Origin of the sequence: Azonexus sp. (assembly GCF_047638095.1) — a bacterium.
Classification (GTDB): Bacteria; Pseudomonadota; Gammaproteobacteria; order Burkholderiales; family Rhodocyclaceae; genus Azonexus.
The window spans coordinates 1-11992 of record NZ_JBLJBW010000020.1; the positions used below are offsets into that span (position 1 = coordinate 1).

Genomic DNA, 11992 nt, shown 5'->3' on the forward strand with positions numbered 1-11992 from the left:
AGCGCCTGGGCTGGAAAACCCTGGCCGTGAATCTGTCCGACCTCGCCGCGATGGGCGCGACGGCGCGCTGGGTGACGTTGGCCGGGGCCTTGCCGGTCGTCGATGAAACCTGGCTGGCCGCATTTGCCCAGGGTTTTTTTGCCTGCGCACAAACCTATGGCGTGGAATTGGTGGGCGGTGATACCACTGCCGGGCCGCTCAATCTGTGCCTCACCGCGCTCGGGGAAATCGAGCCGGGGCAAGCCCTGCGCCGCAGCGGCGCGCAGGCGGGAGACGAAATCTGGGTGTCCGGCCGCCCCGGCCTGGCGGCTTTGGGCCTGGCGCATCTCCAGGGCCGGATCAAGCTGCCGGAACCTTGGCCGCGCCTGTGTCTGGCGGCGCTGGAAAAGCCCCAGCCGCGCCTGGCGCTGGGGGCCGCCTTGCGCGGCGTGGCGCACGCGGCGATCGATATTTCCGATGGCCTGCTCGCCGATCTCGCCCACATCGCCCGCGCGTCAGGCCTGACGGCGACCCTGCAGCTGGTGCAACTGCCTGCTCTGGGCGACCTGGCCGGGCGCGGTGCACACTACGATGCCGACCTGCGCCGTCTGGCGCTGGAATGCCAGCTCACCGGCGGCGACGATTACGAATTGCTCTTTACCGCGCCGCTCGCTGCGCATAACCGCGTGGCGGAAATCGCGGCGCAGCTCGAATTGCCCCTATGGTGCATCGGCAGCATGTCGGCGGCAGAAGGCGCGGCCGATGTTGGTAGCGCGGTGTGCGTGCTCGACCCGGAAGGGCAGATCGTCGAATTTGCACGCCAAGGTTATGAACACTTCGCCGCCTAAAACGCCCAGCCTGCGTTTTTTGTTTGCCCACCCGGCGCATTTTTTTGCCTGCGGCTGCGGCAGCGGCCTGGTGCCCTGGGCACCAGGCACCTTCGGCACGCTGTTCGCTTGGGCGAGTTTTGGGCTTTTTCGTCCCCTGTTCTCAGAAACGGCGCTGCTCTTTTTGTTCGCCGCCGCCTATCTGGCAGGCATCTGGTTTATTGACCGTGCGGGCCGCGCCCTCGGCGATCCGGACCACGGCAGCATCGTCTGGGATGAAATCGTCCCTTTCTGGCTGGTGCTTTTGCTCGCGCCGCCGGGTTTTGCCTGGCAGCTGGCGGCGTTTGTCTTGTTTCGCCTGTTCGACATCACCAAACCGCAGCCGGCGCGCTATTTCGATACCCACGTCAAAAACGGCTTTGGCGTCATGGCCGACGACCTGGTAGCGGCGGGCTATACCCTCTTTTGTCTGGCGCTGCTGCTTCAGTTATGGCGCTAGAGCGGCGCTTATGCCGCGATTCGGTCGGCGTGCGCGCCCTTGAAAAACAGCGTGTGCCGCACTACTAAAAGCCGCGCTGGGCAGGCATAATCACCGATAAGCTTTATTTTTTGCAAAGAGGCCGGGTAGGGCGATGATTTTGCCATTTTGCTCAGGCGTCGAATTTCCTTTCAAGGGGTTGGGAATGTTCAAAAATCTGAAGATCGGCCTGCGCTTGGCGATTGGCTTTGCCCTGGTGCTGGCTTTGCTGGCCATTATTTCGGCGGTGGCGGTGATGCGTCTGAGTTCCCTGGACCATGAAATCGATATCGTCGTCAACGACCGTTTCCCCAAAACAGAGAGCGCCAATGCCATGATCGCCGCGCTCGACGTCAATGGCCGCCTGCTGCGCAATGCTTACATTTTCAGCGGCGAAGAGCGGCAAAAGCAGTTGGCCCTCTTGCCTGAGCAGAGCAAGATCATGAGCGAGAATCTGGAAAAACTGACGGCGACCATCCGCTCCGAGAAAGGTAAAGCCATCCTGGCGCGCATCAACGCCGCGCGTGCCCCTTACGTGGACAATATGCGCAAGTTTTTGGCCCTTCTGGAAGAAGACCGGCGCGATGAAATCGTGGTGTTGATGCAGGAAGGGCTGCGTCAATCGCAAATCGAATACATTGCAGCGATCCGCGAACTGATCGTTTTCCAGGCAGATGTCATGAAGGCGGACGGCAAAAAAGCCGGCGAAGATGCGCGCAGCGCCATTTTGTTGACACTCTGGCTGGCAGGCGCTTCCGTGTTGCTGGCCATATTGTTTGCCTGGTGGGTGACCCGCAGCATCACGCGCCCGGTGGCGGCGGCAGCGGCGGCGGCCAATGCCTTGTCAGAAGGTGATCTGACCGTGCATGTGGCGGTCGAGAGCCGCGATGAGATCGGCCAGTTGATGGCTTCCTTCCAGGCCATGATCGGCAAGCTGACGCAGATCATCAGCGAGGTGAACGTCGCTTCCAGCGCCCTCAATGATGCTGCCGGCCAGGTCTCGGCGACGGCGCAATCCTTGTCGCAATCCTCCAGCGAGCAGGCCGCCTCGGTGGAAGAAACCACGGCCAGCATCGAACAGATGACCGCCAACATCTCGCAGAACACCGAAAACGCCCGCGTCACCGACGGTATGGCGACTTCCGCCGCGCAGCAGGCAGAAGAGGGCGGCGGCGCGGTGCGCGAAACAGTCGATGCGATGAAACAGATTGCCGACAAGATCGGCATCATCGACGACATTGCTTATCAGACCAATCTGCTCGCCTTGAACGCAGCCATCGAAGCAGCGCGTGCCGGTGAGCATGGCAAGGGCTTTGCGGTGGTGGCGGCGGAAGTGCGCAAGCTTGCCGAACGCAGCCAGGTGGCGGCGCAGGAAATCGGCCAAGTGGCGTCTTCCTCCGTGAAACTGGCCGAAAAAGCCGGTGTTTTGTTGGATGAAATGGTGCCTTCGATTCGCAAAACCTCCGACCTGGTGCAAGAGATTGCCGCAGCCAGTAATGAACAAAGCCAGGGCGTGGGCCAGATCAATGGTGCCATGGGGCAACTCAATCAGGCGACGCAGCAAAATGCTTCGGCCTCTGAGGAACTGGCTGCGACCGCCGAAGAAATGGGTGGGCAGGCGGCGCAGTTGTCGGAATTGATGAGTTTCTTCCGCCTCAATGACAGCGCGCGCCCCCGGCGTGCTGCGCCGACGGCGAAAGCGCCGGCCAAAGCCGCCAAAACGGCGAGCCGCCCCGCTGCACGCAGTTTCCAGGCCACGCCGGCGCTCGATGAACAGGATTTTGAGCGTTTCTAAAGCAAGGGAGAGAGCAAGATGAATCAACTGGTAACGGCCTCGGCCGATCAGCTTGCCGCCCGGCGTAACACCGGCGGTGGCGACACGCATCAATATCTGACCTTCAATCTGGGCGGCGAGATGTTTGCCGTCGGTATTCTCAACGTCAAGGAAATCATCGAGTACGGTAATTTGACTGAGATTCCCATGATGCCGGCCTTCATTCGCGGCGTCATCAATCTGCGCGGCGCGGTGGTGCCGGTGGTCGATCTGTCGGCGCGTTTCAGCGGCCAGACCAGCACGGTGCAGCGGCGCACCTGCATTGTCATCGTCGAAGTCGAGCAGGACGAGGCCAAGCACGATATCGGCATCATGGTCGATGCCGTGTCCGAAGTGCTGGAAATCCAGGCCTCCGAAATTGAGCCGCCGCCCGCCTTCGGGGCCAAAATCCGTGCCGACTTCATTGCTGGCATGGGTAAGGTGACGGGCAAGTTCGTCATTATTTTAGAAATTCAGAAAGTGCTCTCGGTCGATGAAATGGCTCTGCTTTCTGATATGAGCCAGGGTAGTTCAGAAGTTCCACACCACTAAACCTGCTTGAGTGAGGCTTTTATGCGCGCGTTACAGAATTTTCGTATTGCTCCCCGTCTGACTCTGCTGCTCTTGATCGTCATTGTCTTGATGGCGGCGATTGCGCTGATCGGTTTGTCCAATTTGAGTGCGCTGGTTGGGCAAAATGAGAAGACTTTCCAGGAAAATACACAGCCCAAGAGCGAGTTGGCAAGCCTGACGAATCACTATGCAGAAATTCGCACGCAGATTCTGCTCGCCTTGCAGCATGCCCCGGATAGCCCCTATCTGGAAATGCATGATCATCCGGTCAATCTGCACGCCGACGCCATCAATCAACGGGTGCAGGAAGGCGAAAAACTCTGGCAAAGCTTCAGCACGCGTGCGGTTGAGCGTTCCGAGCGCGAAGCGGCATTGGTCGCCGCGCTGACCGAGGCGCGCAAGGCGCTGCTCGATGCCGGCCTGAAACCCACCCTGGCAAGCCTGACGCAAGGCGATTACCGACAAACCAACGTGCATCTCTTGCAAGATCTCAACCCGCGCCAAAACGCCTTCAACAAAGCGTCTACCGATTTGGCTGCAGAACTTGAAAGCGCCGCGCAGGCGCTCAATGTGGCGGCGGCGCAAAGTGCCGCAGTGGCGCGCAACTGGATCATTGGTGCAGGGGCTTTTGCGGTGTTCGTCGCGGCGCTTTTCGGTTTTGCCATCGTGCGCTCGATCACCCGCCCCTTGGGGGAGTCGGTGCAGGTGGCGCACGCCCTGGCCGAAGGCGATCTGACGGTGAGCTGTGTGCCGCAAGGGCGCGATGAGCTGGCCGAGTTGCAGGGGGCGATGCAGGGCATGATCGAAAAACTCGGCGGCATCATCACCGACGTCAATAACACCAGCAATGAAATCGGCAATGCCGCAACGCAGGTGTCGGCGACGGCGCAATCCTTGTCGCAGTCCGCTAGCGAGCAGGCAGCTTCGGTGGAAGAAACCACCGCCAGCATCGAAGAGATGACCGCCTCCATTGCACAAAACACCGAAAACGCCAAACTGACCAATGGCATGGCCAGCCAGGCCGCGCAGGAGGCGGCCGAAGGCGGTACGGCCGTGGCGCAAACCGTCGATGCCATGCACCAGATCGCCGACAAAATCGGCATCGTCGATGATATTGCCTACCAGACCAATTTGCTGGCCTTGAATGCTGCCATCGAAGCGGCGCGGGCCGGTGATGCCGGCAAGGGGTTTGCGGTGGTGGCGGCAGAGGTGCGTAAGCTTGCCGAGCGCAGTCAAGTGGCGGCGCAAGAAATCGGCGCGCTGGCTTCTTCTTCGGTGCAGCGTGCCGAAAAAGCGGGGGCTTTGCTGGGCGAAATGGTGCCGAACATTCGCAAAACTTCCGATCTGGTCGAAGAAATCGCTGCCTCGTCCAACGAACAATCGGTAGGCGTGGGGCAGATCAACAGTGCGATGAGCCAGGTCAATCAGGCCACGCAGCAAAATGCCTCGGCTTCGGAAGAACTGGCGGCGACGGCGGAGGAAATGAATGGTCAGGTCAATCAACTGCAAGATTTGATGTCGTTTTTCAAACTTGCACGCTGAATTTTTCTGCCTTCTGCCTTCTGCCTATGCCCGCACTGACCCGAAATCCGCACCATGTATGAACTAAAAATCAGCGACGCGGAATTCGCCCAGTTTCAGCGTTTTATTTACAAGGTGGCAGGCATCAGTCTGGCCGACAGCAAAAAAGTGCTGCTCATGGGGCGCCTGGGCAAACGCTTGCGCGCCTTGGATTTGACGAGTTTTGGTGAGTATTACCAGTACGTTGCCAGTGGTCAGGATGCGCTCGAGCGCCAGACCATGATTGATTTGCTGACGACCAATGAAACCTATTTTTTCCGCGAGGAAGCGCATTTCAATTTTTTGCGTCAGGTGATCGTGCCGGGGCATCCCAAAGGGCAGTCGCTGGATGTTTGGAGTGCCGCTTCGTCGACCGGTGAGGAAATTTATACACTGTGCATGGTTCTGGCGGATGAATTGGGGGCTAACGGGGCATGGAGTATTTTGGGCTCCGATCTCAGTACGCGGGTGCTGGAAACAGCACGCCGTGGGCAATACTGGCTGGACAGGGTGCGCGGCCTGCCGCCGGCCTACCTGAAAAAGTACTGTCTGAAAGGCGTTCGCAACCAGGAAGGCAGTTTTCTCATCGCGCCGGAATTACGTCGCCACACGCGCTTTCAGCAGGTCAATCTGAACACGGCCTTGCCCGATCTGGGGAAATTCCACGTGATATTTTTACGTAACGTGATGATTTATTTCGATAACGACACCAAGCGCCAGGTCGTTGCCCGTTTGGTGGAAAAACTGCGCCCAGGCGGCTATCTGATCGTTGGCCATTCGGAAAGCTTGAACGGCATCAATGAGCAGGTGCGCGTGGTGAAACCCACGATTTATCAGTTGCCAGCATAAGCATGAAAAAAATCAAAGTCATTGTGGTCGATGATTCGGCGGTCGTGCGCCAGGTGAATCGGGAAACACTGGAAAAAGCTCCGGATATCGAAGTCATCGCGGCCTGTGCCGACCCGCTGTACGCACTTGATAAAATGCAGCGCGAGTGGCCGGATGTGATCGTCACCGATATTGAAATGCCGCGCATGGACGGCATCACTTTCTTGAAAAAGATCATGGCGGAGCGCCCGACGCCGACGGTGATTTGTTCCTCGCTGGCCGAAAAAGGTGCGGCAACGACGATGGAGGCACTGGCCGCGGGCGCTTTGTCCATCATCACCAAACCCAAGATGGGGGTGAAGCAGTTTTTGCAAGACAGCGGCGAAGATATCGTCAGTGCCGTGCGCGCTGCCGCGCGAGCCAATGTGCGCCGCATACAAACTGCCGCCGCCCCTGGCGCGGCACTGCGCCCGAAGTTGTCCACCGATGCGGTCTTGCCCCCGGCGAGCGGCACGGCCATGCACAGCACCACGGATAAGGTGATTGCCTTGGGGACTTCGACCGGCGGAACACAGGCACTCGAAGCCGTGCTCACCCGCCTGCCGGCCACCTGTTCGGGTATCGTCATCGTGCAGCATATGCCAGAAAAATTTACGGCGCTCTTTGCCGAGCGCCTGAATGGCTTGTGCGCCTTGGAGGTGCGCGAGGCCAAAGAAGGTGACCGCGTGATGCCGGGCCGCGCCCTGATCGCACCGGGCGGGCGGCATATGGTTTTGAAGCGCAGCGGCGCGCAGTATTACGTTTCGGTGATCGATGGGCCGCTGGTGAACCGGCACAAACCGTCGGTCGATGTGCTGTTTCGCTCGGTGGCACAGGTGGCCGGGCGTAACGCCCTGGGCGTCATCATGACCGGCATGGGCGACGATGGCGCGCGCGGTTTGAAGGAAATGCGCACGGCGGGCGCGGCCACCGTGGCCGAAGATGAATCGACCTGTGTCGTTTTCGGCATGCCCAAGGTGGCGATCGAGATGGGGGCTGCGGAAAAAGTGCTGCCCTTGTCGCGCATTCCGGAAGAAATCATTGCTTATGGCCGTTGATCTGTCTGCGCCAGCCAATCCGAAAGAGTTGGAACGCTTGGCGCTCAATATCAATCCGGGCGGCTGGTCGGTGCAGGGGCAGCGCCCGATTGCCACCTTGCTGGGGTCTTGCGTGGCGGTGTGTTTGATCGATCCCAAATTGCGCCTGGCCGGGATGAACCATTTTTTATTGCCCAGTCGGGCGAGCAAAAAAAATACCGACGACGACGTGGTGCTGAGCGGCGATTACGCCATGGAGGTGCTGCGTAACGCCATGTATGCACAGGGCGCGCAAGCCGGCCGCCTGGTGGCCAAAGCCTTTGGCGGCGGCAATATCGTCAGCTCGATCAATATGGCGATTGGTGATCGCAATGCGGCATTTGCGCGGGAGTGGCTGGCGCGCGAAAGCATACCCTTGCTGGCCTCCGATTTTGGCGGTGCCTGGTCGCGCAAGGTGATCGTCGATCCAGTTTCTGGCGATGTGTTTTGTCGGCGCAATCCGATCAATCGCAGCGATGCGCAAGCGATGTTGCAGGCAGAAAACAAGTACGCACAAACCCTGACCCGCCCCCTTGCCGCGCCTAGCCAGGGCAAGAAAATCGAACTCTTCTGAAAAGCGGCGTCCTTTGCCTACGCGGTTGTGGACGCCGTTTTCGCTTACTTCACCCGCATGCCAGGCTGTGCGCCGCTGTCCGGGCTGAGGAGGTAGATGCCCGGGGTGCTGCCGGAGCTGTCGGAGGCGGCCAGGACCATGCCTTCGGATAGGCCAAATTTCATTTTGCGCGGGGCCAGATTGGCGGCCATGACGGTGAGCCGCCCGACCAGCTGCGCCGGATCGTAGGCCGATTTGATGCCGGCAAAAACCTGACGTGGGTTTTCTTCGCCAATGTCTAGCGTCAGGCGGATCAATTTTTCTGCACCCTCGACCTGCTCGGCATTGGCGATGCGGGCGATGCGCAAGTCGACTTTCATGAAATCGTCGATGCTGCATAGCGCGCTGTCGGCGCTGGCGTTTTTGGCGTTTTCTTTGGCGGGGCTGGCGTTATTCGTCACGGTTTTGTTCTCGGTGGGGGCAAGCGAAGTTTTGTTGGCCTCGACCAGCGCATCGATCAGCTTGGGATCGACGCGGGTCAGCAGGTGGCGGTAGGGGTTGATGGCGTGGCCGTCGGGCAGCAGCGTGGCGCTGTCGGCCCAGGTCAGCGGCGGCAGGTTCATGAAGGTTTCGACCTGCGCCGCCAGGCCCGGCAGCACCGGTTTGAGCAGGACGCTGAGCAGGCGGAACAGGTTGAGCGCATTGCTGCAGGCGGCGTGCAGCTCGCTTTCCTTGCCTTCCTGCTTGGCCAGTTCCCAGGGTTTGACGCTGTCGACATACTGGTTCGCGCCATCGGTCAGCGCCATGATTTCGCGGATGGCCTTGCTGAATTCGCGCGCTTCATAGAGTTCGGCAATGCGCGGGGCGGCGGCGTGAATGGCGCGCAGGGCGGGCAGGCTGGCATCGGCGGCGGTGAGTTTGCCGGCAAAGCGTTTTTCGATGAAACCGGCAGCGCGGCTGGCGATGTTGACGTATTTGCCGACCAGATCGGCATTGACCCGCGCCACGAAGTCCTCAAAATTGAGATCGATGTCTTCCATGGTGCTGGAGAGTTTGGCGGCAAAGTAGTAGCGCAGCCATTCCGGGTTGAGGCCGCCGGCAAGATAGCTTTCGGCGGTGATGAAGGTGCCGCGCGACTTGGACATTTTGGCCCCGTCCACCGTCAGGAAGCCGTGCGCGAAAATTTTGCTCGGCGTGCGGTAACCGGCGTGTTCCAGTTCCGCCGGCCAGAACAGGGCGTGGAAATAGAGAATGTCCTTGCCGATGAAGTGGTAAAGCTCGGTTTTGGAGTCTTTGGCAAAAAACTCGTTGAAATCCAGAGCTTTTTGCGTACACAAATTCTGGAAAGCGCCCATGTAACCGATCGGGGCATCGAGCCAGACGTAAAAATACTTGCCTGGTGCATCGGGAATTTCAAAACCGAAATAAGGCGCATCGCGCGAAATATCCCAGTCGGACAGCTTGTTTTCGCCGGGTTCGCCCAGCCATTCCTGCATTTTGTTGGCGGCTTCTGCCTGCAACACGCCGCTGGCGGTGTATTGGCGTAAAAAGTTTTCGCAGCGCGGGTCAGAAAGTTTGAAAAAGTAGTGGTCGGAGTGACGCAACTCCGGCTTGGCACCGGAGACGGCGGAGTAGGGCTCGATCAACTCGGTCGGCGCGTAGGCCGCGCCACAGGCTTCGCAGTTGTCGCCGTACTGGTCTTTGGCGTGACACTTGGGGCATTCGCCTTTGATGAAACGGTCCGGCAGGAACATTTGCTTTTGCGGATCGTAATACTGCTCAATGCTGCGCACCTCGATCAGGCCGGCGGCTTTCAGGCGCTGGTAAATGGTTTCTGCGTAGTGCCGGGTTTCCGGGGAGTGGGTGGTGTGGTAGTTGTCGAAGCCGACCAAAAACCCGGCAAAGTCACGGGTATGTTCGGCGTGCACGCGGGCAATCAGCTCTTCCGGGGTGCAGCCTTCTTTTTCCGCGCGCAGCATGATCGGCGTGCCGTGCGTGTCGTCGGCGCAGACATACCAGCAGGTATGGCCAGACATTTTCTGGAAACGCACCCAGATGTCGGTCTGGATGTATTCCACCAGATGCCCGAGGTGGATGGCACCGTTGGCATAAGGCAGGGCGGAGGTAACGAGAATTTTGCGCGACATGGGCGGAAGAAGGCTCTAATGGACGGACGAATCGTCGATTTTACCGCGCTTACTGGCGTTAAGGCTTTGTTCGATACTGTGAAGCAAGGTTAAAGATTGTGAAATCAGTTATTTATCGCTTGGCAGAATAGGGGTTTATGAGTAAAAATTGATGTTCTTTGGGAGGATGTATGATTTTTGCTGTCGTCGAAGATAGCCGCAGCCAGGCCGAGGTTCTACGCGCCTTGCTGAAAAGCGAAGGCTATCAAGTCGAAGTGTTTGCCGACGGCGAGAGCTTTTTGTCTGCCTTGCCGAGCCAGCGTTTCGACTTTTATGTGATCGATTGGGCCTTGCCTGACATCAGCGGCGACGTGCTCGTAGGCAAGATTCGTGAACATTGTGGCTGGGCGGTGCCGATTGTGGTGTGCACGGCACGCACGGAAGAAGATTTTGCTTCCGACATCCTGCGCCAGGGCGCAGATGATTACATTCCCAAACCTGTGCGCTATATGGAATTTCTCGCCCGGGTCAATGTGCTGCTGCGCCGCGTCAAGGGCAGAACACCGTCTTTGCTGCGTTTTGGCAGTATCGAGCTGGACGTGGATGGACGGCGCATTTCGCTCAACGGTCAGGAAATCGAGCTGACCCAGCGCGAATTCGATCTGGCGGTGGTCTTGCTCAATAACATCGGCCGCGTGCTGGGGCGTGACGAATTGCTGTCTTCGGTCTGGGTGCGCGAGGCCGCGGTCGATACGCGCACGGTCGATACCCACGCCAGCCGTTTGCGTAAAAAGCTTGGCCTGGCGGGCGAAAGCGGCCTCATGCTGATGTCGGTTTATGGCCAGGGTTATCGCCTGGATGCGGTAAGCCGTTAAACGGGCTTTGCGGTATACTCTACGAAATTAGTCGGGTATTTCCCTCATCTTTTCGCTGGAGTAAACCATGAGCCTCGTTGCACAAGACATCACGCACGCCCTGAATGAGGCGATCGATCCCAACACCGGAAAGAGCTACGTCGCCGGCAAGGCACTAAAAAATGTGCGTATCGATGGCAGCGACGTGGCCTTTGACATCGAGCTGGGTTATCCCGCCAAAAGTCAGATCGACTTGATCCGCAAGCAGGTGATTGCGGCAGTCAAAACCCTGCCCGGAGTGGGCAATATTTCCGCCAATGTCTATAGCAAAGTCATCGCGCACGCGGTGCAGTTGGGCGTCAAGCTCTTGCCCGGCGTGAAAAACGTGATTGCCGTTGCTTCCGGCAAAGGGGGGGTGGGCAAGAGTACGACGGCGGTCAATCTGGCGCTCGCCCTGGCGCAGGAAGGCGCGACGGTGGGCATGCTCGATGCCGATATTTACGGCCCTTCGCAACCGCAGATGCTCGGGCTTGCCGGGCAGCAACCGGAGTCGCGCGACGGAGAAAGCATGGAGCCCCTGCTGGCCTATGGCGTGCAGGCGATGTCGATCGGCTTTATGGTCGATGTCGAAACGCCGATGATTTGGCGCGGCCCCATGGTCGTCCAGGCGCTGGATCAAATGTTGCAGCAGACGCGCTGGAAAGAAGTGGATTACCTCATCGTCGACATGCCGCCGGGCACGGGCGATACGCAGCTTTCGCTGGCCCAGAAAGTGCCGGTCACCGGCGCGGTGATCGTCACCACGCCGCAAGACATTGCCCTGATCGATGCGCGTAAGGGTTTGAAAATGTTTGAAAAAGTGAATGTGCCGATTCTTGGTCTGGTGGAAAACATGAGCATTCACGTCTGTTCGAATTGCGGCCATACCGAACATGTGTTTGGGGCAGGCGGCGGCGAAAAGATGTGTGCCGATTACGGTGTGGAATTTCTCGGTGCTCTGCCGCTGGAAATGAGCATCCGCGAAATGGCCGACGGCGGCAAACCCACCGTGGTCGGCGCGCCGGATTCAAAAGCGGCGGAAATTTACCGCGCCATTGCCCGTCGCGTGGCGGTGAAGGTGGCGGAAAAAGCAAAAGACATGACGGCAAAATTTCCCAATATCGTGGTGCAAAACGCCTGATAAAGGCGCAAAAATAGCAAATTTGCATTGCACTGCGTAGGTGATACGCCCATAATCCCGGGCTAAT

The 11992-nt window shown here is 58.9% G+C and carries 11 protein-coding genes; 10 read left to right on the forward strand and 1 reads right to left on the reverse strand.

What is annotated here, in order from left to right:
• The 8 genes from thiL to ACM62Q_RS07060 all read left to right on the forward strand — a co-directional run.
• Positions 1–827 (forward strand): thiamine-phosphate kinase (gene thiL / locus ACM62Q_RS07025; protein ID WP_415034961.1); only part of this gene is annotated, 827 nt, incomplete at its 5' end.
• Positions 808–1305, forward strand: a complete 498-nt coding sequence (locus tag ACM62Q_RS07030; protein WP_415034963.1) for a phosphatidylglycerophosphatase A — start codon at positions 808–810, stop codon at positions 1303–1305. The genes thiL and ACM62Q_RS07030, both read left to right, overlap by 20 nt.
• A 184-nt stretch (positions 1306–1489) precedes the next feature.
• Entirely contained in the window at positions 1490–3118 is a 1629-nt protein-coding gene (locus ACM62Q_RS07035; protein WP_415034965.1) for a methyl-accepting chemotaxis protein, read from the forward strand.
• A gap of 18 nt (positions 3119–3136) precedes the next feature.
• Entirely contained in the window at positions 3137–3688 is a 552-nt protein-coding gene (locus tag ACM62Q_RS07040; protein ID WP_415034967.1) for a chemotaxis protein CheW, read from the forward strand.
• 21 nt (positions 3689–3709) lie between these two features.
• Positions 3710–5251, forward strand: a complete 1542-nt coding sequence (locus ACM62Q_RS07045) for a methyl-accepting chemotaxis protein (RefSeq protein WP_415034969.1) — start codon at positions 3710–3712, stop codon at positions 5249–5251.
• 54 nt (positions 5252–5305) lie between these two features.
• Complete coding sequence (locus ACM62Q_RS07050; RefSeq protein ID WP_415034971.1) at positions 5306–6118, forward strand: CheR family methyltransferase; 813 nt, start codon at positions 5306–5308, stop codon at positions 6116–6118.
• Between the two features lie 2 nt (positions 6119–6120).
• The gene (locus ACM62Q_RS07055; protein WP_415034973.1) at positions 6121–7194 is read left to right on the forward strand and encodes a protein-glutamate methylesterase/protein-glutamine glutaminase; all 1074 of its coding nucleotides are present in this window, start codon (positions 6121–6123) and stop codon (positions 7192–7194) included.
• Complete coding sequence (locus ACM62Q_RS07060) at positions 7184–7786, forward strand: chemotaxis protein CheD (RefSeq protein ID WP_415034975.1); 603 nt, start codon at positions 7184–7186, stop codon at positions 7784–7786. The genes ACM62Q_RS07055 and ACM62Q_RS07060 overlap by 11 nt, the downstream gene beginning before the upstream one ends.
• 44 nt (positions 7787–7830) lie before the next feature.
• On the opposite strand, the gene metG is transcribed toward ACM62Q_RS07060, so the two are convergent.
• Positions 7831–9912, reverse strand: coding sequence for a methionine--tRNA ligase (gene metG / locus ACM62Q_RS07065; RefSeq protein ID WP_415034977.1), 2082 nt, complete (start codon positions 9910–9912; stop codon positions 7831–7833).
• Positions 9913–10082: 170 nt separating this feature from the next.
• Between metG and ACM62Q_RS07070 the strand changes: the two genes are divergently transcribed.
• Together ACM62Q_RS07070 and apbC are read left to right on the forward strand one after the other, a co-directional pair.
• On the forward strand, positions 10083–10766 hold the full coding sequence (locus tag ACM62Q_RS07070; protein WP_415034979.1) for a response regulator transcription factor: 684 nt from the start codon (positions 10083–10085) through the stop codon (positions 10764–10766).
• 67 nt (positions 10767–10833) lie between these two features.
• Positions 10834–11925 (forward strand): iron-sulfur cluster carrier protein ApbC, encoded by a 1092-nt coding sequence (gene apbC, locus ACM62Q_RS07075; protein WP_415034981.1) that lies wholly within the window; start codon positions 10834–10836, stop codon positions 11923–11925.
• Positions 11926–11992: the final 67 nt, after the last annotated feature.